The organism is Micromonospora sp. LZ34, assembly GCF_052981855.1.
In genome coordinates this window covers 1-25944 of record NZ_JBRIQN010000066.1, presented here as the reverse complement: position 1 = coordinate 25944, position 25944 = coordinate 1, and the positions used below count along the sequence as shown (strand labels likewise).

Here is a 25944-nt window from a genome sequence, read left to right as displayed (position 1 = left end):
TGTTGCGGTAGCCTTCACCCAGCAAGTGCCTTCCGTGACGGGTTAACAGGACTCTCGACAAGCCCTATTTTCCCTGATCAGAAGGCACTTCTTCGTTTTCGGTCCACTCCTTGGACAGCCCATAACGAAGGGCCGAGGCTAATGCGCACGACCCAGTAGGTCGAGCCGTGCTTGCGCACGGTCCAGTAGCTTCCATCGGCGGTGTAGCTCCGGTACGACATGCCCGCCAACCTATCGATCTTCCGAGCGCGAGACCTCAGCCGTACGTCCACCGTAGACCGATTCTTGCCGGGGATTGACCGGGCATTCAGGGCCCGACCCCAACGCTCATGGCTCCCCATTCAACCCGGCGGCATGGGAATTGCACGGTCATGACTGTTATCGGGGTTGTCTTGTATGGTCAGACGCGCAACCGCTCTTTGAGCACGGCACCCGGACAAATCAACTCCCGGGCAACAGTTCCACGTTTCACCGATGGCTTCCGGATTTAACAAAGTGCAACACGGAGAGGGGTGGCGGATGGCCGACGGCACCGCCTTGGCCAACGAAACCAAGGCCAAGGGCTGGTGGCACTCGTACGGCGACGCCATCCCCGACTGGTTCGAGCTGTACGTCGGCCTGGAATCCGCCGCATCACGGCTGCGTGAGTACGAGGACACCCTGATCTCCGGATTACTTCAGACCAAGGGCTACGCCCGTGGCGTGTACCAGCACCGCTCCCGCATCTTCGAGAACGAACGGGAGCGGCTGGTCGAGGTTCGACTGCAGCGTCAGGCGCTCCTGGAACGCCGCCTTCCAGCCGCACCGCGGTTCGAGGCCGTTCTCTCCGAGGCAGTTCTCCTCCGGGTTGTCGGCAACCCGGCCACGATGGCGGAACAGCTACCGACACCTGCTCGACGTGGGCGGACTCCCGCACGTCTCAGTGCGGGTGCTTCCCCTCAGCGCCGGTCTGCACTTCGGGGCGGTCGCTGGTCCCTTCGTCATGCTGGACTTCCCGCTCCGGCACCGGGTGGAGCCGGACCCCTCGGTCATCTACAGCGAGTCGCTGACAAGGGCTCTTTACCTCGACCGCGAGGAAGAGCTCGCCATCTACGAAGAGGTGTGGGCGAGCCTCACGTCACTGGCCCTCGATGAGCAACAATCGAGGCAACTCATCAGCAAGATCATTGGAGAGGTCCACCATGACTGAGCTGACTGGCGCCCAATGGCGCAAGAGCACCCGCAGCGGCGACAACGGCGGGAACTGCGTGGAAGTCGCCGACAACCTGCCCGACCTCGTCGCCGTACGCGACAGCAAGGACGCGGCCGGGCCCACCCTTACCTTCTCTCCCGCAGCCTGGACCTGCTTCGCCCAATCAATGAAACCCGCGAACTGACGCACGCAGACGAGAGCGCGCCCGGCCGACCGGCCTGCGCGCTCTCGTCATTCAATCTGGAACCAGGCAGCGTGCCGCCATCAGGTCACATCCTCGGCTCGACCTGGTGAGGGTGGCTGCCGCCAATCTCTGCCACACCCAGCGGCAGAGCGGCCAGGGGATCTAGTTCCGCATTCCGGGTGCGGCGACCTCGGCTCTCCGGTGTCATTCGGCGTCAAGCCGCGCCATGAATCCCTTATGGGCTTCACGCATTTCCCGCTCACGGTCAGTCCTGCAGAACGGGCCAACGAAACCCTCCGGGGCAGGCTCTTTATCCGGAGCCGCCAAGTGCGCCTGCAACCGCGCAAAATCTTCTCTCTTTTGGCGCTGCCCATGGGCACGATGATTCCCGGCAATCTTCCAGCCGTCGGAGTCAAACCATACGGCCTCCTCGAACCTGTTCATGACGGGAAAGCGCGATCGATACATTGCAATAAGGGAGTCAGCGTCCACGCCGAGCCACACGGCCACCAGTGCGTCCAACTCAACGAGGGCGGCGCGTCGCGCCTTCTCGGTCCTCAACGGTGTCGAGTAGTCCCACTTTGAGCCGACGGATCCCAGCGGTTCAAGCCCATCCCATGCCAGCACCCATTCCTCACTTCGCAATGCGTCGTCGTACAACTCACTCCACAACTCAGAGTACGCTCTCGTGAGGCAGTTGAGGCGCAGTGTGCGAAGCAATAGGGCATTGGCGAGTGGATGCGGAAGGCTAGGAGCCGGCATTCGCCGGGCATTCGAGACGTCAAGATGCCCAACACCGAGCACCCGCAACAAATAATCAACAGGAACCGAAGCCCAAAAACCCGCCACCAGGGTAGTGAGGCGCCGACTTCGAAGAGCCGCACTTCGCACCGCGTTCACGTGCGCTGGACCCGGCGGCAGCAGCGCCGCATACAAGCTACGTTCCGTGTCTGGAGCAATCATCTCTCGCCAGGCGAGGCGAAAGAATTCGGTGTAGGGCCGCGTAGCCCGCTCCGAAAGGAAGCGCTCAACTTGTTCTTGCGACACGTCTTTTGCCATACAGTGCAGTGAGTCCGCAAGAGCCGCACGTGCTTCTTGAACCTCATTAGCCGAACTCTTCAGCCGATCCAAGAACTCGTAGTCGATCCAGCGGTCATGTTGACCTCGATATTCCTGGATATCAATACGGCGGCGATACTCCGTTGCAGGAACTGCATTTTCCGGCAATTCCACCAGATTAGCCCCCAAGACGTCGTTGCTACCGGGATTAGGGCCCTTGAAGAACGGCGTCGCCACGCCCAACTGAGGACCCTTGAGGATAACCTCAGACCAATCGCCCGGCTCCGACAAGGCGTAGTCCATGAGGCCCGCCTGCTTCGCCCCAGCTTCATCGAATCCCCTGGAGATTTGAGGGAGGAAACTCTCGAGCCGGACCGACCAATTAGACAAGGCACGGATTGCCGAGCTTTCGGCGGTGCTAACCGGAGACAGCAAACGGGCATGCTCGACGGGTCGACCAGTGTCGCCTGCGAGCCGCTGCCATTGGGCGAGAACATTTCGATCGACTCTAATAATGCGAGCACGATGTGGTCGTTCATCGAGAACTCCCCTAAACCGCACACTTGGCGGCTCCCCTGATCCATCATGCTCGAATGAGAGGCGAAAAGCATCAACCGAAAAGAGCCAGGTAAGATGATCGAAACCGATTTCCCCAGGACTGCCGTAAATGTGGACACCGAAATGACTTGATTCACCCACCGGCTCCGGGAAGAACCGGTGTCCCGGGTTTACAAAGTCCCCGTGCACTCTCAAACGAGAGTACGCAGAGGCTCGCAGTGACGCTTCTTTCTCTCCGATGAAGTGCGTGTCTGGATGTATAAGCCCAACAGTGCCGCTCTGCGAGGAATTCGACCACGCTCGACACATGAAGCAGCGGTACAGGTCGGGTTGGGTCCCGACTAGAAGCGGGAAGACCTGCGCGGCTCCAAAGAACGCCACCATCCCGCTGATTCGTTCTCTCTCACTTCTCAAACTCACTATGGCGACGGGATTCGCTAAGACAGCGCTCGCGCGTGCCGCCTTCGCCTGCGCAGACGCCTTTTCCGTGAGCTTGAACCAAGGATCCGACTCAGCAAGTACTGCTGATGCATCCCACCTCGGCCGCACCCACGGCGGGTTGCCAACTTGGAGGTCGAAGCCGCCCTTGGCGAAGGCTTGGGCGAAGGTGAGTTCCCAGTGGAAGAAGCCCTGCTGGTCGGCGATCTGGTGGGCGGCGAGGAGCCAAGGGAACCGGTCGGACAACATCCACGGTGAGTCGACGCCGATGACGCCGTCGAGCTTCTGCTCGAACTCGCTCATTTCGCTCAGGCTCGTCAGCTTCTTGCCATAGAACCTTTCCGTGTCCTCGTCCGCCTCGCTGCGGCCGATGAGGGCTTCGGCGAAGGTAAGCCAGTCGTTCAGGTTGGTCAGAGGTACCTGCTGGCGGAGTTGTTCCGCCACACTCATCCGCCGGGTGCCGGTCGGCTTGGTCGGCAGCTTCGTCTGTTGCGGCTCCACGTTGCCGAAGATGTCCGCAGTCTCGTAGACCACCGGTTCGTCGTACGCCGGTACCTCGCTGACGTGCGACACCTGGACCGGTGCGGCCGGGTACGCGGGGTCTGAGCCGTCGAGAAGGCCGACCTTGTCGAGCGGCCAGAACCACAGCGCGCACCACACGTCCATCAGCGTCTTGAGCCGCCAGTACGGCGTGCCGGGCGCGGTCAGGTCGGCGAGGATCTTCTCCCGGGCCACCGCTTCCTTCACCGGCGGCAGGCCACCGGCGCCCCAGACCTTGATGTCGCGGCGGATCTCCCGCTCGGAGATGGCGAGCCGCTGCTGTACCAGGCCCCACAGGAACTCGACCCGCCGGGCGAGCGCCTGCAATCGCTTGACCTGCGAGTTCTTCCCCTTGGCGGACGGCACGCGCTTCATCGCCGTACGCCATGCCTTGAGCTTGGCGGTCTCCTCCGGGGCCAGCTCGCGGGCCTCCTTCTCCCCCGCGACCGCGCCCCACCCGTCGGCGGGGAGCAGGAAGTGGTGGGTGCTGCCCTCGTCGATCGGCCCATCCCGGAATGGCTTCTCGGCCGGGGCGGTGGTGAGCCACGACTTGTCGGCGAGCTGCTTAGGGTCGTAGAGCTTGCGGCCGCAGCCGATGAGGGAGTTGCCGCGCTGGAGGTGCAGGCCGAACCAGGGCGCCTGGAGGCCGGCATGCATGACGTTGAGCCATAGCGACACCTCGGCCAGCTCGACGGCGGTGCGGTTGAGGTCGACGCCGTAGCAGTTGTGCAGCGCGATGTATGCCTTCACCCGCTGGAGTTCGAGGTGGTACTGCTCCGGGTCGAGGGTGGTGTCGAGTTCCTTCTGGCGGCGGCGCAGGTATTCGGCGGCGACCTGGTTGATCGCCTCGTTGAGGAACGCGCCGGAGCCGAGCGCCGGCTCGCAGATCGTCCAGTCCAGCAGCTCCCGCGCGGCGGTGACCGTGCCGTCCTGGTCGAGGCGGTACTTGAGGGCCAGCTGGACGGTGACCTCGGTCAGCGACTGCGGGGTGTAGTAGGAGGCGCTGGTCTGCCGGTCGCGGCCGGCGAGCCGGTAGACGAACTGGCCCGGCTGGTAGCTGACCCGGCTGCGGACGCCGGTGTACGGATCCTCCTTGTAGACGAAGACTCCGTCGTCGTAGTCGTCGACCTTGGAGGCGGGGATCATCCACGAGCCGTCCTTGGGGTCGCCGCCCTTGGCGACCTCGTAGAGCTGCTCGGTGGCGACGAACCCGGTGTACGACATCAGGCCCTCGTAGACCGCGCCGAGCTGGTTGATGCCGAGCTGGGCGTACGAGATGAAGCCGCCGCGGCGCTTCTTGCCGCCCTTGGTGAGCATCAGCCGGCGAAGCACCTCGTAGAGGACCTTGTTGCGCAGCCGGGTGTCGATCTTCGGGCCGTCGGGGTCGTCGGGGTCGCTGCCCGGTACGGGGATGAGCCGGCCGATGAGCTTGGTCTTCTCCGGCAGGAACAGGTCCGAGCGCATCGGCTCGAAGCGCAGGCCCTCGCCCTCGCTGGCCTTGTCGTCGACCTCGGCACCGCCGCGCGGGCGGTGGCCCTCGTTGACCATGCGGAAGAGCAGGTCCAGCGACTCGTACAGGTGGAAGCCGCCCTCGGCGGAGGGGGCGAGCCGGCGGGAGACGAGGTCGCCGATGCGGGCGAGGCTGTAGCCCTCGACGTACTGCGGGTCGTTGACCGGCAGTACGCCCAGCTCGGGGCGGGCCTCGGCGTAGAGCAGGAACAGGATCCGGTAGAGGTAGCGCAGCGCCTCCCGGCCGAGTTCCTTGGCCAGCTCGTCGAGCTCCATCACCTGCTGCGGCTGGTAGCCGGCCTGCCGGATCCGGTCGAGGACCTCGTTGGCGATGAGTTCGACGGAAACCTTCAGGCCCTCGCGGAGTTCGCTGGACACGCCGACGGCGTGCTGCCGGGAGCCGACCACCAGGTCGGCGAGGGGCTCGGTTCCGCCCTCGGCGGGCGGGCGCAGCGAGTCGGCGCCGAAGAGGGCCGCGACGACGTCGTACTCCTTGTCGTCGTTCCGAGCGTAGGTGGTGTCGAGGCTGACGGCCAGGTAGCGGCCCTCGCCCCAGGCTGCCCGGTCGGCGAGGGTGACCACCCCACCGCTGAGGATGAGCACGTAGCGGGGCGGGCTCTCGGCGGCGAAGAGCCAGGAGGCGAGCTTCGCGCCGGTCTCGATGGTCTCGTTGCCGGGCAGGGTGACCGAGTCAAGCAGGCGGCCGGCGCCGTCCGGGTCCTGGGCGGCCTCGGTGTCGACGGCCCAGCCGCAGTCGAGCGCGACGATGCCGTGGGCGATGCCCAACTCGGCGTGGGCAACGCGGATCTCGTGGTCGTGGCCGGCCCGCTCGACGGTGATGGTCTGTGGCTGCGGCTCGAAGCCGAGCGCCTTGAGCAGCTCCTGGTGCAGCTTGTGCAGCCGCTCCGGGTCGAAGAACTCGTCGTCGGCCAGCTCCGTCTTGGCGTCGAAGTACGGCCGGCGCAGGCCACGCAGCCCGGTGCGGGGGGTCGGCTCGCCGGAATTCTCCCGCTCGGCCCACTGCTTGAGCAGGCCGCCCTTGAGGGTGGTGGGCAGAATCTCGGCGAGGTAGTGCGCGGAGAGGTACTCGCCGCGGTTGGTCAGCGACTCGAAACTCATGCTGCACTCTCCGGGGACGGGACGAGGACGGCGAGCACCCGCAGCAGCGGGTCGCCGGCGGTTTCCAGGCGGTCGAGCAGGTCGTGCTGCTCCTGGACGGTGGCGTGGACGCGCTGGCGGCGCTTCTCACGGTGCGGCGCGGACAGCTCGTCGATGATGCTGGCCTGCTGGAAGTGCGTCAGCTGCTGGCGGTACTTCCGTAGCGGCTCGGCGTTGGCCTCCGCCCACTCGTCGCGCTTGCCCTCCAAATACTCCCGGGCGACCTCGACGGCCTGCGGCAGGAGCTGGGTGAGCGGTTCGAGCGCGACGGCCTCGGCACGGTTGACCATCGACGGGCCGACGTTGGCCTCGCGCAGCACCTCGTCCATCGTCCGAATCTCCGGCGAGGCGGGCAGGTCGGAGACGGCCATCCACTGCACCACGGTCGGCTGGCCAAGGCGGTTTGCGTAGACGCCCTGGATCAAGTAGGTCGGCGCGGTCACGTCGGCGGTGAGCACCGGCGCCTGCTGGCGGCCGAGGCGGATGAGCACCTTGTCGACCAGCCAGTCCACCATCGGGTGCACGTCGCTGAGGAAGGCGATCTCCGGCCACATCGGGGTCCGGCTCTGCCGGGCCTGGTCGAGCTTGCGCTGGGCGAGCTTGCGGTCGAAGGTGACCTTGAGCCGCAGGTCCTCGCCCTCGCGGTGGGCGCGCAGGTAGGAGCGGGGCAGGTCGGTGAGCCGGTGCACGAGGTCGTCGGGGGCGAGGAAGGTCAGCAGTTCGTCCTCGCGGCGCAGGTCGATGTGGTCCTCGGGCCGGTCGTCGTAGATCTCGTGCAGGGCGGCGTCGACGAAGTCGTGGGTGGAGTCGAAGAGCTTCGGCACCCGGGCCTGCGCCACGTCGGCGGCGACGGGTGCGGTGCCGATCTCGCCGAAGAGGTCGGCCATCACGTCGATCTCGGCGTGGGCGGTCTCGTAGGACTCGTCGACGGTCTTGCCGTTGAGCAGGTCGCGGACCAACCGGTCCTCCTCGGCCTTCGCGTCGTAGAGGCCGGTCGCGGCCTCGACGCTGCCGAGGCTGCGATGGGCGTTCTCCTCCCGCTGGAGCAGCTTCTCGGCGACCGTACGGTCGTCCTTGGAGTCCTCGCGGTCGGAGGTGAGGATCAGCGCCCGAAACTGCGGCTGGTGCTTCTGCCCGTACCGGTCGATGCGGCCGTTGCGCTGCTCGATGCGGATCAGGCTCCACGGGATGTCGTAGTGGATCAGGTGGTGGCACTGCTGGTGCAGGTTGACGCCCTCGGAGGCGACGTCGCCGGTGAAGAGCAGCCGGACCTCGCTGCCGGCCAGCTCGAACTCCTGCAGGATCCGCTGCTCGTCCTGGTCCGCAACGCCCCCGTGCAGCACCCGGATGGCGTTCGGCTTTAGGCCGAGCATGCCCGGGACCACCTCGGCAAGCCACTTGATGGTGGGCACCCGCTCGGAGAAGACGACGGCCCGGGTGTCGCTGCCCTTGCCGACGCCGATCATCTTCAGCTCCTCGACCAGTTTCTGCAGCTTGCTGGAGTCCCGATGGGTCATCGCCGAGGTGAGCTCCGCGAGCCGGTCCAGCGCCTTCCGTTCGGTGCCGGTGGCCTTCTTCCGCCGGTTGGTCACCGTCTCGTGCAGCGCGCGGTGTGAGGAGAGGAAGGACTTCAACAGCGTGTACGGGAAGAGCCGGTGCTGGCCGGTGATCGCCTCGTCGCTCCACTTGCCGGCCAGCCACACGTCGGTCAGCTCGTCGAAGATCTGCTCCTCGATCGGGCTGGCCGGGCAGTGCACCGCCTGGGACGGGCCGCGGTCGGCCCAGCGGTCGCCCATCTGGTCGCGTACCTCCGGGCTGATCTTCGTGCGGCGCAGGTAGAGGTGGGCGATGTCCTTGGCCTCGTACTCCTTCTCGTTGGCGATGGCGGCCGGGTCGAGCAGCGAGATCAGCTGGGCGAAGGATTCTCTGTTGCCGTTGTGCGGGGTGGCGCTGGCCAGCAGCAGCGCGTCGGTCTTCGCGGCGAGCCGCCGGGCCAGCTCGTTGCGCTTGGTGCCCTTGTTGATGAGGTTGTGTGACTCGTCGATGACCACCACGTCCCAGGTGGTGGCGTCGAGGTGGTGGCCGAACTGGCCGGCGTCCTTGAGGGTGTCGACGGAGATGATGGCCCGCTTGAAGTAGGTGAACGGGTTCCGCCCGGCGGGGATTTCCTGCTGGATGCGCTGGATGCCGGTCGAGTCGAGCCGGACGAGGGGGATGGCGAACCGGGTCCACAGTTCCCGCTGGAACTGCTCAAGGACCTGCTGTGGGGAGACGACCAGGATGCGGTCGCCCCGGCCGCGACGGATCAGCTCGGCGAGGATCAGCCCGATCTCCAGGGTCTTGCCCAGGCCGACCACATCGGCGAGCAGGATCCGCGGCCGCAGCCCGGACAGCGCCAGCTCGACCGGACGCTGCTGGTAGGTCAGCGGGTCGAGCAGGAACCGGTCGGCCAGCGCCAGGCCTCGTTCGGTGCGGGGCAGCGGCGTACGCCGGAGCACTGCCTCCAGGAACAGCCGACTCTGCCGGAACCGCGAGGAGGTGTCCCGGACCAGAACGGTCTCCTCGGGACGCATCGCCTGGATGTCGTCCAAGGCGGTGAAGAAGGTCGCCTCGACGTCCTGCACGAACTCGGACACGCCGACGGCCTTGATCATGGTGCCGTCCGCGGTGCCGGTCTTCACGCTGCGGACGAGCCATTCCTCGTCCCGGACGACGATGCGGGAGCCCGGGGCGAACGTGGCCTCCTGGGAGGTGGTCATCGGTGAAGCCTTCCTACAGGGTCGAGCGGCGGGCGTACTGGCGGCGGATCTTCTCGACCAGCCAGGTCACGTCGGGGCGCTGGTCGGCGGGCCGCTCGGGGTCGACCTTCGTCGGTGCCGTCTCCGGCACCTCCGCCGTACTCTCCTCCTCGACGACGGGCTGGTCCTCCGGGTCCCCCTTCGGGTCGACCAGGCCCGGCGGGACCAGCAACTCGGTGTCGCCGTCGTAGGTGAGGGCGGCGACCTCCTGGCGCAGGTCGTGGGCGGTCATGCCGCTGCTCGTGGAGGCGACCGCGAGTAACCGGGAACGGACGTCGTCGAGCCCGGGCCGGGCGGTCGGGTCGTGGGCCAGCATGGCGCCGAGCAACTGCACCAGCTCGCCCGGCACGCCGGAAAGGTCGGGCAGGTCGGTCGGTTCGGTGATCCGCAGCAGGAGGTTCCAAGAGTTGGTCGGCGGATAGAGGCCGTGACCGGTGAGGGCGAAGACCAGTGTGGCCGCTAGGCCGTAGATGTCGACGGCCGCCGTCAGGTCCCGCTCGCCCCGGACCTGCTCCGGTGACATGTAGGCGGGCGTGCCGACGAGCGCGCCGGCTTCGGTCAGGTAGTGCTCGCGGTCGATCAGCACCGCCAAGCCGAAGTCGATCAGCTTCGGGCCGTCCGGGCCGAGGATGATGTTCTGCGGTTTGAGGTCACGATGCAGGAGCCCGACCTGGTGCACCCTGAGCAGCCCGTCGGCGAGCATCGCGCCGACCATCGCGGCCATCGGGAGCGAGAGCGGACCCTTCGCGTCGACGTGCTGGCGCAGTGTCGCACCGGGCACGTACTCGACAGCCAGCCAGGCAGGGTCACCCGCGGCGTCGGCGTCCTCCAGGCGCGCGACCCGGGACCCGAACACCAGCTTCAGGCTCTCCACCTCGGCGGCGAACCGTTCCCGCATGGTGGCGTCCGCCAGCAGCTCCTTCTTGATCACCTTGAGCGCGACCCGGTCGGCGGTAGGCGACACCGCGAAGTACACGGTTCCCATGCCGCCTGAGCCGAGCGGCCGGACCACTTCGTACTCGCCGACCTTCTCCAGCGCCATCAGACCCCCCACGCGATGACACCCACCTGCGCTGATGCGCTGGCCGCGGGCCCCACACCCGACGGAGGCATGACCGTACAACGCGCACCGATCAGGGTGCTAGCAGCCGGACGGCGGTTACTACACACCGCAACTTTCATCCTTCCCGGGTCTCGCGAGTATGACGAGACGTGCGAGGGCGTTGGCTACGTGGCCGAGTAGCGACACGTGAGGCCGCCATCACCCGGCTCAGCACGCACTATCGTCCGGTCGGAGTGAACCGCGGGCCAGGCCGTCGGCGGTGAGCTGGATCAGCTCCTCCCCCAGCGTCGCCGCCTGTCGCATAGCCGACTCGAAGGCGTCGAGCCGCCGGAACGCCTCGCCGTGCGCCCGCTGCTCATCGAGGGGCAGCCGCCGCACCTGGGCCCGCCGGATGTCGAAGCGCAGCGTGCCCGACAGGCTCGATGCCTGCTTCTCGTTGGCCGACGTCCGCAGCTGCCCGGCGAGGAACCACGGGTCGAGCGCCGCCGGGTTGGGCCGCAGCAGGTAGAGGTTCCGCCCGAGTAGCGCCCCCGCGGCGGTGATCACCCGGGCGGTGAGGGTGCGGGCGATCATCGGCACCACCACGTCGCCGACGGCAAGCGGGATCACCTGCCCGAACCGCTCGTCCACCTCACCGGACGCCTCCGCGCCGGCGAGCACGTCCGGCACGGTCAGCACCGGCGTCGACGTGCTGCCTTCAGCTGGTGAGCCGGCGCGGACCGGGCCGATCAGCTGCAGCGCCCCGCTGCGGGCCAGCTCGGCGACCGTGACGGTGAGCGGCGCCGCGCCGTTGAGCGTGAGCGTGACCTGCGGCATCAGCGCCGGCAGGTCGCCGACGATGGCGGCCAGCCGCTCTCTGGTGCGTGCCAGGTGCTCGCTGCTCTGCTCGCCCGCGACGGTGGGTTGGCGGCGGGCGGGGGTGAGGTCGACGTCCTCGTCAAGCAGCTCGATGATCGGCACCGCACGGGCGAAGCCGGCCTCCTCGACCTCGCCGTCAGCGGTGGCGGTGAAGGCCCGCCAAGCGGCGAGGACCCGCGCGGACAGCTCGGCGAGGTCGCCCTCGGAGGCGTCGACCAGCAGCGCCCGTGCCGGTGCGGGCGCGTCGGCCGCGGGCCGTCGCAGCACCCACAGATGCAGTGGTACGCCGTGCGGTGCGGCCACGCCGCTGGGCAGCGCGACGACGCCACGCAGCGCACCGCGGCGCAGCAGCTCGGCGCGGATCCGGCGTCCTGCGCGTCGACCGGCAGCAGCGGGCGGCATCAGCAGGACGGCATGCCCGCCGGGGCGCAGGTGGGCCAGGGCGTGTTGCACCCAGGCCAGCTCCGGTTCCGTACGCGGCGGGACGCCGTACTCCCAGCGGGGGTCGTAGCCGAGTTCCTCGCTGCCCCAAGTGGTGATGCCGAACGGGGGGTGGCAGACCACTGCGTCGAACGTGCGCCCGGCGAAAGCGTCGGCCCGGAGCGAATCACCGGGGCTCACCTCGCCGGGTACCTCCCGCAGGGCAAGCCAGAGTCCGGCCAGCTTGGTGAGGTCCTCGTCGAGCTCCTGCCCGTAGGCCGAGGTGCAGCCGGCGCGGACGGCGGCCCGCAGTGTGGCGCCGGAGCCGGTGGCGGGGTCGAGCACGGAGCCGCCGCCGACACCGGCGAGCGCGGCCATCAGATCGGCCAGCTCGTCGGGGGTGGCAAAGGGGCGGCCGGGGCCGGGTGAGGAGAAGCGTTGCCAGAGCTCGTCGAACGCGGCCTGCGGTCCGAGTTCGTCGGCGAGCGCCTCGATCTCGGGTCGCAGGTCGGCGGTAGGTGTGTCGAGGCGGCGTGGTCGTTCGCCGCGCTGCCGGGCGAGCAGCAGCGCGCCGACGGCGGCGAGCGCGGTCGCCGGGCTCTCCGAGACTGCGGCGAGGTGGCGCCAGAGCCGGTCGGCCCGGGACAGCTCGGGAAGCTTGCCCTGCTTGCGCAGCCACTGCTCGACCTCGGCCAGGTCGAACTCAGGGCTGGCACTGGTGCCGCCTACGGGGGTCGGGAAGTCGGGATGGCGTTTCCGCCAGTTGCTGACGGCGGCGCGACCCACCCCGGCGAGCCGGGCGATCTCCGCTGCCGTGATGGTCGGGTTCACCTGCACCTCCGAAGTGTGTCACACCTGTCAAGCATCATGTGTGTTGACAGAGTTCACAGACGATGCTCTCATTGACGCCGCAACGTTCACACCAGGAGGACAACGATGCGCAAGACCACCACTCTCGCCCTGATCGCCACCGCCGTCGTCGCGCTGGGCTGCGGCTCCGGGGCCACCGACACGGCCAGCAGCTCCGGCAGCGGCGAGGACGCCGCCAAGGGCGAGGAGAAGGCGGCGAAGACCGCCAAGATCGGCCAGCCGGCCCGGGACGGGAAGTTCGAGTTCACGGTGAAGTCGGCCAAGTGCGGCGTCGCCAAGGTCGGCACCTCGATGCTCGGCGACAAGGCCCAGGGGCAGTTCTGCCTGATCACGATCAACGTCAAGAACATCGGCAAGGAGCCGCAGACCCTTGACGGCAGCAGCCAGAAGGCCTACACCGCGGACGGCACCGAGTACTCGTCCGACACCGAGGCCGGCCTCTACGCCAACAAGGAGCAGAGCACCTTCTTCGAGGAGATCAACCCCGGCAACCAGGTGACCGGTGTGTTCGTCTTCGACATCCCGAAGAACGTGAAGCTCACCAAGCTCGAGCTCCACGACTCGATGTTCTCCGGCGGCGTCACCGTCGCGCTGAGCTGACCCTTCCGCCGCTTATCGGGGCGGGCAAGGCCGCCCGTCCCGATAGCCCCAGGCGCCTTCAGCACCCATCAACGCCAACCATTCGCACCCGAGCTTCCCGCTCAGAAGGGCTCTTCCTCCGTGAGAAGGATTGTCACCGCTTTCTTGCTCATTGCCGCCCTGGGCCTCGCCGGATGCACCAAGCCTGCCTCCGACGACTCTGCTGCGGCCAGCCGTGCTCCCGCGAGCCCTGCTGCCGCCAGCCCTGCTGCGGCCAGCCCTACCCCGCCTCGCCTCGCGACTCTCGACGTCACCATCCACTGCACCAACGGCCTGTACTGCACCAACATGGGCGGTTCAAGCTGCACCTTCTCCGACAGCTTCAAGCCCTTCCCGAATCAGAGCGTCACCGTCTCCGACGTTGGCGGGACCGTCCTCGCCGCGGAGTCCCTGCCCCTTGATGGCGAGGTCACCGGGAGCGCTGACATCGGGAACTACAGATGCACAGCGCAACTGACCTTTCGAGTGCCCGACGACGAGCTCTACAAGGTCGATGCCTTCGGCTTCACCACCAGAACCGACAACGGTCCTTTCACGCTGTCCATCCCCTGACCCGAACAGCGAGCGACAGCTCAGTTCCCCTTATCAGCAGGAGAAGCCACCATGAGCGATCCCACCGCTCCGATGCCCGAGCAGCCGGCCACACCCACGCCGCCCGCCGCCCAGTCTCACGTACCGCTGGAAAACCTCACCCCGGACCCCGAACTGTCTCAGACCGCGTCGCCGCCGGCTCCGACGCCGACCAAGCGCTCCAACGTCCAGGTCTGGGCGGTCGGCGGTCTCGCCCTCGTCATCGCCCTCACCGCTGGGTTGGCCATCGGGGCGGTTGCCGCCACCGACGCTGACTCGGCTGCCAGCGCGAGCAGCTCGGCGTCGCCGACCACCGCCGCCCCGACCACGGCCGCTCCGACCACTGCCGCCCCCTCGACGGCCGCGCCGACCAGCGCGGCGCCGTCGCCGACGAAGACCACTCCCCCGCCGAAGCCGAAGCCGCCGTCCTATAAGACGTTGAGCGAGCGGCAGTGGAAGCTCATCGCCAAGAACCCCGACGCGTACATCGGCGAGACCTACGTGGTCTATGGCGTGGTTACCCAGTTCGACGCCGCGACGGGTGTCGGCACCTTCCGGGCGGACGTCGCGCACCGGCGGATGGCCGACGAGTGGGACTACGAGACGAACACGCTCCTGACCGGGTCGGCGGCGGCCCTGGACAACCTGGTGGAGGACGACATCTTCCGCGCCAAGGTCATGGTGCTCAGCTCATTCAGCTACGGCACCCAGATCGGCGGCGAGACGACCGTGCCGCTGCTCCAGGTCGACTCGATCAAGGTCCTCTGACCCATTCCCTCATGAGACGTCAGGAGGCGTCGTGCGTCCCGATGAGGTCCTGCACGCCCTGGACCTGCTCCCCACTCCCCTGCACGAGCGTGCGGTCGCGCTGCGCGCCTACGCCCCGGTGACCCGGTGCGCGGACTGCCAGCGGATCGGCGACGACGTCCGCCTGGCCCTCACCGCCGCGGTCTACGACGAGCTCGGCTCCGCCGGGCAGCTGCTCGACTCGGCGGAGCAGCAGGCCCTCCGGCACGGCTCGGCGTGCCGGCCGCAGCCGGACCAGCAGCGCGGCCACGGTCGGGTCGGCCGCTGGGCCGGGGCGTGCGTCGACCTGGTCGCCGCCACCGACGCGAGCTGGAAGGGACGCGCCGGCGGCATCGGGTACGTCGTCAGCGACGGCCACTACGGCCTGCGCAGCCGGGGCACCGGCCGGATGGACCCGACGGGATACTCGCGGGTCCTGATCAACGAGCTGCGCGCGGTCGAGTTCCTGCTTGCCGCGTATGACGGGGTGCCGTCGGGGATGACCGTGCTGCTGGACAGCCTGGCCGCCCTGCGGTACCTGCACCGCTGGCAGGCCGGCGAGACCGAGGCCATTCCCGCCGGATACAGCCTGCGGCCGCGCAGGTGGTCGGCCCAGCCCACGCTGGTGCGGCTCGCCGAGCTGGTGAGCCGGCGACCGGACCTGTCCTTCGCCCACGTGAAGGGGCACTCAGGCCACGCCTTGAACGAGGCCGCCGACGCCCTGTCGCACATGGCGCGTCGCCGGCTCGGCGAGTCCTTCGACGTACGCCCGCGGGCGCACGCCCTGGTCGACGCGTTCCTGCGCGACTGGCACGCAACCGTCCCGCACTGACGCCTCTGGTCGCACAGCCGGGGCAGCTCGACCCGGTGCCGCACCGCACCTGATCCGTTCCCGACATCAGCTCGACAGCATCCGCAATCTCTTCCACCGCTCCCCCGGGCGGGCCGGCGCCGCTGCCGGCCCGCGGAGCCCACGCGCCTGGAGGCGACCATGCCGATCCCCCGTCAGCCCTCCCCCACGGCACCACCCCTTCCCGCGTACCGCACCGAACCCCTCGTCGAGCTGATCTTCGACCGGCTCACCACCGAAGACGTGCCTGACCAGACCGCTGAGCTGGTCCTCGCCGCGCTCAGCGGCGAGGCCGACCTGGCCGCCGCCCTCCATGGCGGGAAGACCAGCATCGGCCCGGGCCCCTCGGCCGACGAAGGGTCGAGAGAGCAGATCTGGCTCTCTTCCGTCACCGTCGCCGGGTTCCGGGGCGTCGGCCCGGAACGCACGCTCCAGATCGACCCCGGTCCGGGCCTCACCCTGGTGGTCGGCCGCAACGGGTCCGGCAAGTCGAGCTTCGCCGAGGCGGTGGAGCTGGCATTGACCGGCGACAGCGCGCGGTGGGCGGACCGCAACAGCGTCTGGCGTACGGGGTGGCGCAACCTGCACGCCCCCGACCCGTGCTGGATCGTGGTGCAGCTGCGGGTCGACGGCGTGGCGAAGCCGGTGACGGTGACCCGGTCGTGGCCGGTCGGGGCGGCGCTGGCCGACGCGGAGGTCACCGTCAGCAGCGAACGGGGTCGCCACGGCGACCTCGCCGAGCTGGGGTTGGCCCGGCCGCTGGCGCTGTACCGGCCGTTCCTCACCGCCGCCGAGCTGGGCCGGCTCACCGCCGGCACGCAGAGCCAGCTCTTCGACGCGATCTCCGCGATCCTCGGCCTGGAGGCGATCACCGAGGCCGACCAGCGGCTGATGGCCGCCGCCCGGCCCGTCGAGGCGGCCATCAAGGAGGTACGCGCGCAGCGCTCCGCCCTCGTCGCCAGCCTGGCCGGCATCGCCGACGACCGGGCGCGGCGGGCCGGCGTGCTGCTCGACGGCCGGGGCGCGGTCGACCTCGCGGCGCTGACCGCGGTTTGCGACGAGCCGGAGGAGGTCACCGCCGACGGGCCGCTGCTGCTGTGCCGGGATCTGGTCGAGCTGACCCTGCCCGCGCCAGAGGAGGTGACCCGGCTCGCCGCCAAGCTGGTGGAGGCCGCCGCGGAAGCCCAGCGGCACGACGGCGGACGGTCGCGGGCGGCGCTGCGCAGCGCCGAGCTGCTCCGCCTTGCCATCGAGCACCACGAGGACGCCGGAGACGGCCCTTGCCCGGTCTGCACGACCGGCACGCTCGACGGGGACTGGCACAAGGCCGCCTCCGGGTCGCTGGCGCAGCTGCGGGACCGGAGCCTCGCCGCCCAGGCGGCGGCCGCCCGGCTGGACGCGCTGCTGCGCCAGGCGCGCCACCTGGTCGACGACATCATCGTGCCCGACGGCGAGATGCCGGAGACGCCGCTCGACGGGCTGCGTACGGCGGTGGCCGCGCTGCGGGACGTACCCGGTCAGCCCGCGGAACTGGCGACGCACCTCACCGCGCGGTACCCGACGGTGATGGCGGCGGCGCGGGCCGCCCGCGCGTACGCCGAGGCATTTCTGCGGCAGCGCGACACCGGGTGGCGGCGGGCGGCGGCCGAGCTGCGGTCCTGGGTCGACGCCGCCGCCGGCCTGCCGGAGCGGGAGGCGACCCTCACCCGGCTGAAGGCGGCGCGGGCCTGGCTGAAGACCACCGCGGCGCAGCTGCGCAACGAGCGCGTGGCGCCGTTCGCAGAGCACTCGCAGCGGATCTGGGCGCAGCTTCGCCAGGAGAGCAACGTCGAGCTGGGTGCGATGACCCTCGCGGGCACCAACACCCGGCGGCGGGTGGTGTTCCCGGTGAGCGTGGACGGCGCCGACAACGGCACCGCGCTGGGCGTGATGAGCCAGGGCGAGATGCACGCCCTCGGGCTGGCGACGTTCCTGCCGCGCGGCTGCGCGCCGGAGAGCCCGTTCCGGTTCATCGTCGTCGACGACCCGGTGCAAAGCATGGACCCGGCCAAGGTGGACGGCCTGGCCCGGGTGCTCGCCGCGCTCGCCGAGCAGCGGCAGGTGGTGGTCTTCACCCACGACACCCGGCTGCCCGACGCGGTCACCCGCCTCGGCCTCGGTGACGCCCGGATCGTCGAGGTAACCCGCGCGGAGCGGTCGGTGGTGACGCTACGGCCCGCCTCCGATCCGGTGACCCGCCATCTGGACGACGCGTACGCGCTGGCCCGCAACGAGGAGATCGCCGCGGAGGTGCGCGGGCCGGTGGTGGCGGAGCTGTGCCGCTCGACGCTGGAGGCCGCCTGCCACCGGGTGATCTGGCGGACCCAGGTCGGGCGGGGTGTTCCGCACGGCGACATCGAGAAAGCGATCGAGGCGGCCTCCCGGCGGCTCACCACCATCCTCGCGCTGGCGGTCTTCGACGACGCCGACCGGGGCGGTGACGTGCTCGGCTGGCTCAGCCGCCGGCACGGTTCGCGGGCGGTGAACGCGTACAAGGCGTGCCGGGAAGGCGTGCACGGGGCGTACCTGGCGGACCTGCCCGGACTGGTCGCGGACGCCCGTCTGCTCGCGGCGGCGCTGTCGTGACCGCGCCGACGCCCCAGCACTGCCTGGCGGCGGCCGACCAGCTGCTGCGCGGCGCCGGTGTGCTCGGCGCCGCCGCGGTGACCGCCGGCTGGTGGCCGCGGGCCTGCGCCTGCCTGATCCGGCTCGCCCTCGAAGGCGGCATCGACGCCTACTGGCGGCGGGTCAAGCCGACCGTGGCCGCCTGCCGGCAGGGCCGCGCCAAGCAGCTGATGCTGCGCGGCCGGCTCGGCCCGGGTTCGGAAACCGCCCGGCGGGTGGCGTTCGCCTGGGCCACGCTCTCCGCCGCCGCGCACCACCACTGCTACGAGCTGGCGCCCACCGCGGCGGAGCTGCGTCGCCTGCACACCGAGGTGAGCGCCCTGCTCACCCGACTCGACGGAAGAACGGAACCCGGACGATGACCTACCCGCAGCCCGGCCACGACCCGTACCGCCCGCAGTCGCCGGTCTCCGGCGTCCCGGGACCGTATCCTCCGGTCTCGGGCGTCCCGGGGCCGTACCCGCCGGTCTCGGGCGTCCCGGGGCCGTACCCGCCGGTCTCCGCCGTGCCCTACCAGCCCGGCGGCTACCCGCCCGCGGCGCAACGGGTGGCGGTGCAGCCGCCGCTCACGTCGGGCATGGCGACGGCGTCGATGGTGCTCGGGATCCTCGGCGTGCTCGGCGGCTGGTGCCTGTTCGGGCTGCCGTGCATCCTCGCCGTCATCCTCGGCCACCTCGCCCTGCGGGAAACCCGGGACGGCACCAGGTCGGGCCACGGCCTGGCGGTCGCCGGTCTCGTCATGGGCTACGTCTTCGTCGGCCCGATGATCGCCTTCACGATCATGGTGTTCTTCGGCAGCGCCATGGGCGCGGTCACTCCTTCGGCGACCCCCTGAATCTCGTCACAGCAACAAATACGACGCCGGCCGCCACCGCGGCCGGCCAACGAGGCGCCAGACGGCGCCGGAAAGCACAGGTGTCTACCCATGCCTCAGGAGCGTCACGACTCCGCAGTGTCCGATCGGGCCGCTGAGCTGTCCCGCAAGCACGCTGGCTACGTCATCACCGCGCGTTGGCAGACCGACGCCGAGTCGACCAGCATCACGGGGCCCGACGACGTCGTCATCCGCGTCGCCGACGACGCGGCGCCCGAGGTTCGCGAGGAGGGCGTCACGTCGGAGGTCTTGCGCCGGGTGGGACGGAAGGTCGACGGCATGGTGGCCGAGTTCCACGAGCTGCCGAGCGTCGGGGCGTACCAGGTGATGGTGCGGCAGTACGTCGAAGGACGGCTCGCCGAGCTGGCCCGGGCCCGGGGCGCGGCGACTGACGGTTTCGAATCGGCACTGCTCGCCGTCTTCGAGGACCTGGCCAGCCGCGGGCACGCCGACCCGCTCGGGGCGCTCGCCACGGCCACCGGCCGGTCGCGGAAGGCCCTCGACGACCTGCTGGACGTAGCCCGCCGACGCGACGAGCACCATCGGCACCCGTGAGCCGACCACCAGCGATCGAAGAGATCTGGCCGACCTGGGCGGTCGGCGCGCGCCACGCCCGCCGGTACGGGTACTGCCCGATCCATTTCGGCTGACCGGCCACAACCACAGTCACCAACAGCGGGTGGGCACGGCATCACCACCGTCAACCGCGATCAGCTCCACCATCCAGACCAGGAGAACCGGCATCGTGAAGCAGAAGATCATCCGCCGAGCCACTGTCGCCGTCGCGCTGCTCGTCACCGTCACCGTCGGCGGCTGTGGCGACGACGATCAGGCCGGGCTGTCGCCGGCGGCTGCCGCGACCACGGCGGCCAGCAACCCGACGGCCGCGGTCCCGAGCAGCACGCCGAGCGCGACCGCGAGTACCAGCCAGCAAGTCGACCCGTACGCACCCCGCCCGATGGGCAAGTCGGTCACCACTGCGGACGGCGGCGCCGTCGCCACTGTGTATGCGTACAGGCAGCCGGTCGCGAGGAGAGCGCCCCGCCCGGACGAGCAGGCCGGCTACGTGTGGGGTGCCGCCGACGTCAAGGTGTGTGCCGGTAAGACCTACCCGCAGGGCATCTCCGTGTCCCACGGCCCCTGGACCCTCGTGTACGCCGACGATACGCAGATCGAGGCGTCGTCCACGGGTTACAACCAGTTCCCCGAACCGGAGTACCCGTGGGGTGAGAAGCTCCTTGCCCCGGGTCGCTGCGTGCGCGGCTGGATCACCTTCCCTGTGCCGAGCAACAAGCGGCCCGTGGCGGTGGAGTACGCGCCGGAGGATGAGCCGGTCGCGCCCCGATGGGCGGTCAAGTAGTCCCTGTAGAGGCCACGGCTCGCCACCGCACGTGCCCACTGCTCGCGAAAGCGGGGGGAGCCGCCCATCGCCTTATCGGTCTCGTTCGCCGCCCGCGCTCGCGGGCAAGACACGCGTCTTGGTCCGGCTGCCGTTGCGCGTGGTCCCGCTACCCCGACCCGGCCCGATCGTGCTTGTCGTAGCCGACGTGATCGGTGATCTCACCATCCAGGGCCGAGTCCAGGACCCGCTTCGTGAGCTGCTGCAGCAGCCCACCCTCACCGGTCAGCTTCAACCCGTCACCACGAACCCGACCGACCAGCATCGCGATCAACTGCTCATCCGGGACCGCAGCCACCGGCCCCATGGCCGGCTCCTGCCCCAAGGTGATCTCGGTCGTCATCTGGCGTCTCTCCCCTGATCGGTCGATCAGCCGTCATTTGTACAGTCCCATCTGGCCGTCCGCGGCTGGCGGTTGGACCGGTCGCGCCAGTCGTGAGCGGACGTCGTTGCGAGGTCGCATAGTTCGTCCAGGACGATCTGGCTCGCCGTGGTGAGAGTTGATCGGCTGCGAACGGCCGCGTAGACCTGGCGGGTCAGCGGTCGGCGCAGCGGGCGGGTGGCGACGTGGTAGCGACGATCGACGGCCAGCTCGGGCAGGAGCGACACGGACAGGCCTGCCTCGATGTGCGCCAGAAGAAGCTCGTAGCTGGCGAAGCGGCCAGCCACGATCGGTTCGAATCCGGCCTGCCGGCAGGTGCTCGTCACAAGGTTGGACAGGTACGTGCCGGGCATATCGATGGACCAGCCAGCGTCGGCGAAGTCGGCCAGGTCCGCCGGCGCGTCCGACGCAGCCTGCGACGGCGGCATCACGAGCACGATGGCGTCGGTAAGCAGGGGGATGGTGTGCACGTCAGGATGCAGCGGCATGGACCCGTCGATGAAGTCCGCGGTCACGATGATGTCGTAGTCGCCGCGGCGCAGGGCCGGATGGCTTGCCTGCGGGTCGAGTTCGGAGACCTCTAGGTCGAGCTTCGGATACGCCTGCCGCATCCGCGCGGCGAGCGGAATGACGACGGCGCGTACGGCGCTGGAGAAAGCCGCGAGGCGTACCGGTCCCGTTGGTTGTCCGGAGAGGCTCTGTAAGTCGGCCTCGGCGGCCTTGATCTGGTCGAGGATGATGCGGGCGTGCCGGGCGAGCGTGCGCCCGGCGGGCGTGAGCTGTACGCGGCGGCCGGTGCGCCGCAGGAGTTCGGCATGGGCCTCCGCCTCCAGGACCGCCAGCTGCGCTGACACCGCCGACGGACTCATGTGCAGAGCCGCGGCGACGGCTCGCATAGTGCCGAGGCTGTCCAGCAGGCTGAGCATCTCCAGGCGCGCTGTGTTGAGCCGCATCGGGAACTCCTTGTGCAGGATTTCCGCACAGTGTAGTCAGAAGTTTCAGCTATTCGCGCACAACGAACGGCCCTATCGTGAGGCTCATGACGCTGACTGCTGAGCAGGCTCCCGCCGATCAGTTCTGGTCTGACGCCGACCGTCATCTGGTGCGCTACGGCGCTCCGTTCACGCCCGAGATCATCGAGCGCGCGGCTGGAAGCTTCGTGTACACCGCCGACGGCCGGCAGATCCTGGACTTCACCTCAGGTCAGATGAGCGCCATTCTCGGCCACTGTCATCCCGCGATCGTCCAAACGGTGCAGCGGCAAATCGCGAGCCTGGACCACCTGTTCAGCGGCATGCTGTCCCGTCCGGTCGTCGAGCTCGCGCGCCGGCTCGCCGAGTCCCTCCCCCCGCCACTGGAGAAGGCGCTGCTGCTGACGACCGGCGCCGAGTCGAACGAGGCGGCCATCCGTATGGCCAAGCTCGTGACGGGCAGACACGAGATCGTCGCCTTCGCCCAGTCGTGGCACGGCATGACGCACGCCGCGGCCGCCGCAACGTACAGCGCCGGCCACAAGGGTTACGGGCCTACGCCGCCGGGAAACTTCGCGATCCCCACGCCCAACCCGTACCGCCCCGACTTCAGCACCCCCGATGGCCAGCTGGACTGGCAGCGACAGCTCGACTACGGCTTCGCCCTCGTCGATGCCCAGTCGTCGGGGAGTCTCGCGGCGTGCATCGTCGAGCCGATCCTCAGCTCTGGCGGAATCATCGAGCCACCGCCGGGCTACTTCGCCGCCCTGGCGCGCAAGTGCCGCGAGCGCGGCATGCTGCTGATCGTCGACGAAGCGCAGACCGGCCTGTGCCGCACCGGTACGTGGTACGCCTTCCAACGCGACGGCATCGTGCCCGACATCCTCACGCTCTCCAAGACGCTGGGCGCCGGACTACCGCTCGCCGCGGTGATCACGACCGATGAGATCGAGCAGAGGGCACACGAGCTGGGTTACCTCTTCTATACGACACACGTGTCCGATCCCCTCGTCGCCGCCGTCGGTAACACCCTGCTCGACGTGCTTGAACAGGAGCAGATGGACGTACGGGTACGGGAGCTCGGCGAGTTCCTGCGCGCCGGCCTGCTTGAGATACGAGACCGGCACCATGTGGTGGGAGACGTACGGGGACGCGGCCTGATGCAGGGAGTCGAACTTGTCGTCGACCGGGAGACACGAGAAGGTTCTGACGCCCTCGGCGCCCAGGTCACCCGCCGCTGCCTAGAACTCGGCCTCCACATGAACGTCGTGCAACTGCCGGGCATGGGCGGCACCTTCCGAATCGCACCGCCCCTCACGACGACGCGAGAGGAGCTGGCCCTCGGTCTGGAAATCCTGGACCAGGCGATCGGCGAGGCAGCGCCGGCCTGACCTGCTGCGGCGTGCCGTGGCCGCGCCGGCGTCGAGCCGCGCCCCGCGGCGCCGCCGGTACACCGCGGGCGCGGTGGCCTGGGCCGCGGGAGCGCGGTAACGACCAAGAGGCTTGGGATTACCGTGACCTGCGGAGCTTCGGAGCGATTCGCATCAGAGCCGCTCCCGCAGTCACCATAGCGAACCCCGCCAGCACGACCCAGAGGGAGTTGGCGCCGGTAGCAGCCAGGCCACCAGAAGTAGCTGCACCAGCAGCCGCAGGGGCAGTCACGTGGTTGTACATCTCTTGTTACCAGTTCCTTTCTCGACGAAAAACCGAATCTGCATATGCTTTTGTATGGACGAGCTGGAGAAAAATGTCAAGAACCAACTCATACATTGTTGCCGAAGCAAGCATGTACTTCCAGCCACGGTAGCGGACAGTCACTACTCGCTCGACGACGAAGACGCCCGTAACCGCAAGCCAGAACGGTTGGATGTTGATCCCGCCGTAAGTGACTACGCTATACACGAGTGATCCCAGATACGCGAAGGTTACGAGTACGCCAAACAGTGTCACCAGCTGCCTGCCCCAGTACCGCCACGTGACTCGCGTGAATCCGTACTGCAAGCAGTTTTCTACCGCCCCCCGTTTCCAACGAAGGCGCTGTCTCCAGAGATCGCGCCACGTGTCCATAACCTCGGTGACTAGTGAACACTCCTTGGGGGAAAGCACCGCGTAACCGAGATGCAGCAATGCGAATGTGATCTCATTGTCCTCGGTCAGAACGGTGGTGTCGTACACACCACCGGCGCCGTCACCTGAGGGCAGCCTGCCACTAATTCTCGCCTTCGAGACCTCCTGCAGGGTGCCTGCCCTGAACATGGCAGCCGTCCCTGTGAGGACCAGGCATTTCCCGTTCAGCCGGGCAACATCGCGGGCATACCGGGCATACTCGTTCCGTTGAAGGTGGCCAACGAACCCGCCGCCACAGCTGCCCCGGAAGACGCCTCCTACCGCGCCGAGCTTTCTATTAGCAGTTAGCTTCGCTACCGCATGATTCAAGAAATCGGGGTCCAGGACCGAATCGGCGTCCACAACCATCACGAAGTCATCAATCGCAAGCAGCGGCAGCAGTCGCACCAGGGCCTGGTTCAGCGCTCCCGCCTTCTTGTGCTGATTCTTGTACGTTGTAAAGACGTGCGCGCCAGCTTGCGCGGCAAGTCTAGCCGTTTCGTCCCGACAATTGTCAGCGATGACCACTACGAGCGTGGGCGGGTACGTCTGCTGCAACAGCGCGGCAACTGACTGGCCGATCCCTTGGGCCTCGTTATGGGCAGGCACCAGCACTACGAGCTTTCCAGGTACCTTGGCACTGCCACGGGCGGCAGCCGCCTTACTCCTCATCGAGTGCCTTTTGCTGCGCCGGCAATCAGCGCGAGAGTAACCCCCACAAGGTCGCCGGTGCATGGTTGGGCCGATCCCAGCGATGTTCGGCCCAGCCCCAGGCATGGCGAGCAAGTTGCCGGACAACCGCCTTCATCCTTTCCTCGATCGTTCATGGCCAGTCGTCGTCCAGCCACGCCGTAGGTGCTGCACGAGCGAGGATTGGCGTGGTAGCAACGCGATTACCTACAGCACCAACAACTTCTCGCCCAACGACCATGCCGCAGCGCAGGTGACGGACGCTGTTTGACTGATCAGTCGCAATCATCTGATGGACTAATCAGTCTGCTTCTCGCCCAACGACCATGCGCAGCGCAGGTGACGAGGCCTGATTGACTGATCAGTCCCAGTCAGCTGATCGGGACTGATCAGCCGCAGCCCGCCCGGATCATCCAATGAAGGCCGCAGTGCCAGCAGATCAGAAGGCCTCGAGAACCTCGATGACCTTCCGGAGAGGCCATGCCCGCCCTGCCACCACACCCAGGGCACGTCGATACCGACCACCTCGAGCCATACGAAGGCCACCACTGTGCCGGGCCTGCGTCTCATCCGGGGTGGCTCCTCCCGAGGCTGACCATGGCCGTCGAGATCGGCGTGCATCGACACAGCAAAGATCCGGCTGGATTGGGCGAAGCCCTGCCGGCGTCTGCCCCACTAGGCACCGTGCGGGTGCGAGTTGCCGACTGACTGCGTCGTCAGTCATCTGCCTGGTGTGTCAGTCATCTGACTGCGGTATCACTCAGGCCACTTGGACGGGTCTCGGCGTTTCGGGTCACGCCGGTGAGGGTCCTTTGCTAGCTTCGTGAGGCCTCGTCGACATTATGACTGTTTGCGAGTCTTTGTCGGCATATGCCCTGACTCACGCTTCGCTGGATCTGTCGGTGCCACCTTCCCGGTGACCGACCGGGTCCGCACGGGTGGTCGCGGCATGGCCCAGGCGGTTCGAGCGTGGTCGTGCAGGAGGTTTGCGTTTCCGTGGAGCAGGTCGGCTACATCAGTGCGTCCACACCATCCGGGCGACCGGAGCGTCGTCCGGAGGCGGAAGCGGTGGTCGTCAGCCCGCCGGTCGTCGATCCGGTGGGCGGGCCTCCCGCCGAGGGCGCCGTCACGAGAACGCGGCGGCTGCACCAGGTGTTCGAATCCGCCTGCGACCGGGATCCGTCCGCCATCGCGCTCGAGTGCGGCAACGAGCGACTGACCTACCGGGAACTGGACGGGCGCGCGAACCGGCTGGCCCATCACCTGCGCGCCCTCGGCGTGGCGGGCGACGCCCGGGTGGCCATCCTGTTGCAGCGTTCGGTCGAGACGTACGTGGCGCTGCTGGGCGTGGGGAAGGCCGGCGCGG

The 25944-nt window shown here is 68.5% G+C and carries 19 protein-coding genes and 2 pseudogenes; 14 read left to right on the top strand and 7 right to left on the bottom strand.

Annotated elements, in window-relative coordinates:
- Positions 1-474 precede the first annotated feature (474 nt).
- The 3 genes and pseudogenes from ACVCAH_RS34240 to ACVCAH_RS34230 form a co-directional block, all read left to right on the top strand.
- Positions 475-822, top strand: a pseudogene (locus ACVCAH_RS34240) (Scr1 family TA system antitoxin-like transcriptional regulator); the annotation flags it as partial.
- 76 nt (positions 823-898) lie between these two features.
- On the top strand, positions 899-1189 hold the full coding sequence (locus tag ACVCAH_RS34235; protein ID WP_447140384.1) for a Scr1 family TA system antitoxin-like transcriptional regulator: 291 nt from the start codon (positions 899-901) through the stop codon (positions 1187-1189).
- Complete coding sequence (locus ACVCAH_RS34230) at positions 1182-1376, top strand: DUF397 domain-containing protein (RefSeq protein ID WP_447140383.1); 195 nt, start codon at positions 1182-1184, stop codon at positions 1374-1376. The genes ACVCAH_RS34235 and ACVCAH_RS34230 overlap by 8 nt, the downstream gene beginning before the upstream one ends.
- 204 nt (positions 1377-1580) lie before the next feature.
- Here the strand turns inward: ACVCAH_RS34230 and ACVCAH_RS34225 are convergent, their stop codons facing one another.
- From ACVCAH_RS34225 to ACVCAH_RS34210, 4 genes are all read right to left on the bottom strand, one after another.
- The gene (locus ACVCAH_RS34225) at positions 1581-6599 is read right to left on the bottom strand and encodes a class I SAM-dependent DNA methyltransferase (RefSeq protein ID WP_447140382.1); all 5019 of its coding nucleotides are present in this window, start codon (positions 6597-6599) and stop codon (positions 1581-1583) included.
- Positions 6596-9397, bottom strand: coding sequence for a helicase-related protein (locus tag ACVCAH_RS34220; RefSeq protein WP_447140381.1), 2802 nt, complete (start codon positions 9395-9397; stop codon positions 6596-6598). Before ACVCAH_RS34220 ends, ACVCAH_RS34225 begins: the two co-directional genes overlap by 4 nt.
- A 13-nt stretch (positions 9398-9410) precedes the next feature.
- Complete coding sequence (locus ACVCAH_RS34215) at positions 9411-10490, bottom strand: serine/threonine-protein kinase (protein ID WP_447140380.1); 1080 nt, start codon at positions 10488-10490, stop codon at positions 9411-9413.
- 216 nt (positions 10491-10706) lie between these two features.
- On the bottom strand, positions 10707-12614 hold the full coding sequence (locus ACVCAH_RS34210) for an N-6 DNA methylase (RefSeq protein ID WP_447140379.1): 1908 nt from the start codon (positions 12612-12614) through the stop codon (positions 10707-10709).
- A gap of 99 nt (positions 12615-12713) precedes the next feature.
- On the opposite strand from ACVCAH_RS34210, the gene ACVCAH_RS34205 reads away from it, so the two are divergent.
- The 9 genes from ACVCAH_RS34205 to ACVCAH_RS34165 all read left to right on the top strand — a co-directional run bounded on the left by ACVCAH_RS34205 (position 12714) and on the right by ACVCAH_RS34165 (position 20390).
- A complete protein-coding gene (locus ACVCAH_RS34205) occupies positions 12714-13247 on the top strand; it encodes a DUF4352 domain-containing protein (RefSeq protein WP_447140378.1) in 534 nt (177 codons plus the stop codon).
- 144 nt (positions 13248-13391) lie between these two features.
- On the top strand, positions 13392-13838 hold the full coding sequence (locus ACVCAH_RS34200; RefSeq protein WP_447140377.1) for a hypothetical protein: 447 nt from the start codon (positions 13392-13394) through the stop codon (positions 13836-13838).
- A gap of 51 nt (positions 13839-13889) precedes the next feature.
- Positions 13890-14624 carry a hypothetical protein gene (locus ACVCAH_RS34195; RefSeq protein ID WP_447140376.1) on the top strand — a complete coding sequence of 245 codons (735 nt, stop codon included), beginning with the start codon at positions 13890-13892 and terminating at the stop codon, positions 14622-14624.
- 31 nt (positions 14625-14655) lie between these two features.
- Positions 14656-15474 carry an RNase H family protein gene (locus tag ACVCAH_RS34190; protein ID WP_447140375.1) on the top strand — a complete coding sequence of 273 codons (819 nt, stop codon included), beginning with the start codon at positions 14656-14658 and terminating at the stop codon, positions 15472-15474.
- Between the two features lie 159 nt (positions 15475-15633).
- Entirely contained in the window at positions 15634-18117 is a 2484-nt protein-coding gene (locus ACVCAH_RS34185; protein ID WP_447140374.1) for an AAA family ATPase, read from the top strand.
- Positions 18114-18518, top strand: a complete 405-nt coding sequence (locus ACVCAH_RS34180) for a hypothetical protein (protein ID WP_447140373.1) — start codon at positions 18114-18116, stop codon at positions 18516-18518. The genes ACVCAH_RS34185 and ACVCAH_RS34180 overlap by 4 nt, the downstream gene beginning before the upstream one ends.
- The gene (locus ACVCAH_RS34175; RefSeq protein WP_447140372.1) at positions 18515-18991 is read left to right on the top strand and encodes a DUF4190 domain-containing protein; all 477 of its coding nucleotides are present in this window, start codon (positions 18515-18517) and stop codon (positions 18989-18991) included. Before ACVCAH_RS34180 ends, ACVCAH_RS34175 begins: the two co-directional genes overlap by 4 nt.
- 90 nt (positions 18992-19081) lie before the next feature.
- Positions 19082-19585 (top strand): hypothetical protein, encoded by a 504-nt coding sequence (locus ACVCAH_RS34170; protein WP_447140371.1) that lies wholly within the window; start codon positions 19082-19084, stop codon positions 19583-19585.
- 190 nt (positions 19586-19775) lie between these two features.
- Positions 19776-20390 carry a hypothetical protein gene (locus tag ACVCAH_RS34165; protein ID WP_447140370.1) on the top strand — a complete coding sequence of 205 codons (615 nt, stop codon included), beginning with the start codon at positions 19776-19778 and terminating at the stop codon, positions 20388-20390.
- A 75-nt stretch (positions 20391-20465) separates the two neighbouring features.
- On the opposite strand, the pseudogene ACVCAH_RS34160 reads toward ACVCAH_RS34165, so the two are convergent.
- Both ACVCAH_RS34160 and ACVCAH_RS34155 read right to left on the bottom strand, forming a co-directional pair.
- Positions 20466-20724 (bottom strand): annotated as a pseudogene (locus ACVCAH_RS34160) (transposase); the annotation flags it as partial.
- Between the two features lie 74 nt (positions 20725-20798).
- A complete protein-coding gene (locus ACVCAH_RS34155; RefSeq protein WP_447140369.1) occupies positions 20799-21764 on the bottom strand; it encodes a LysR family transcriptional regulator in 966 nt (321 codons plus the stop codon).
- An 86-nt stretch (positions 21765-21850) separates the two neighbouring features.
- Here ACVCAH_RS34155 and ACVCAH_RS34150 point away from each other — a divergent pair, with 86 nt between their 5' ends.
- A complete protein-coding gene (locus ACVCAH_RS34150) occupies positions 21851-23173 on the top strand; it encodes an aspartate aminotransferase family protein (protein WP_447140368.1) in 1323 nt (440 codons plus the stop codon).
- 289 nt (positions 23174-23462) lie between these two features.
- On the opposite strand, the gene ACVCAH_RS34145 is transcribed toward ACVCAH_RS34150, so the two are convergent.
- Positions 23463-24560 carry a glycosyltransferase family 2 protein gene (locus tag ACVCAH_RS34145; protein ID WP_447140367.1) on the bottom strand — a complete coding sequence of 366 codons (1098 nt, stop codon included), beginning with the start codon at positions 24558-24560 and terminating at the stop codon, positions 23463-23465.
- A gap of 1014 nt (positions 24561-25574) precedes the next feature.
- On the opposite strand from ACVCAH_RS34145, the gene ACVCAH_RS34140 reads away from it, so the two are divergent.
- Positions 25575-25944: AMP-binding protein (locus tag ACVCAH_RS34140; protein ID WP_447140366.1), on the top strand; the 370-nt coding region annotated here is incomplete at its 3' end.

What these genes read in the sequence shown, in the direction of transcription:
- ACVCAH_RS34185 (WP_447140374.1), top strand. Translation starts at nt 15,634, where the DNA reads ATGCCGATCCCCCGTCAGCCCTCCCCCACGGCACCACCCCTTCCCGCG.
- ACVCAH_RS34150 (WP_447140368.1), top strand. Translation starts at nt 21,851, where the DNA reads ATGACGCTGACTGCTGAGCAGGCTCCCGCCGATCAGTTCTGGTCTGAC.
- ACVCAH_RS34225 (WP_447140382.1), bottom strand. Translation starts at nt 6,599, where the DNA reads ATGAGTTTCGAGTCGCTGACCAACCGCGGCGAGTACCTCTCCGCGCAC.
- ACVCAH_RS34145 (WP_447140367.1), bottom strand. Translation starts at nt 24,560, where the DNA reads ATGAGGAGTAAGGCGGCTGCCGCCCGTGGCAGTGCCAAGGTACCTGGA.
- ACVCAH_RS34230 (WP_447140383.1), top strand. Translation starts at nt 1,182, where the DNA reads ATGACTGAGCTGACTGGCGCCCAATGGCGCAAGAGCACCCGCAGCGGC.
- ACVCAH_RS34155 (WP_447140369.1), bottom strand. Translation starts at nt 21,764, where the DNA reads ATGCGGCTCAACACAGCGCGCCTGGAGATGCTCAGCCTGCTGGACAGC.
- ACVCAH_RS34195 (WP_447140376.1), top strand. Translation starts at nt 13,890, where the DNA reads ATGAGCGATCCCACCGCTCCGATGCCCGAGCAGCCGGCCACACCCACG.
- ACVCAH_RS34220 (WP_447140381.1), bottom strand. Translation starts at nt 9,397, where the DNA reads ATGACCACCTCCCAGGAGGCCACGTTCGCCCCGGGCTCCCGCATCGTC.
- ACVCAH_RS34170 (WP_447140371.1), top strand. Translation starts at nt 19,082, where the DNA reads ATGCCTCAGGAGCGTCACGACTCCGCAGTGTCCGATCGGGCCGCTGAG.
- ACVCAH_RS34175 (WP_447140372.1), top strand. Translation starts at nt 18,515, where the DNA reads ATGACCTACCCGCAGCCCGGCCACGACCCGTACCGCCCGCAGTCGCCG.
- ACVCAH_RS34205 (WP_447140378.1), top strand. Translation starts at nt 12,714, where the DNA reads ATGCGCAAGACCACCACTCTCGCCCTGATCGCCACCGCCGTCGTCGCG.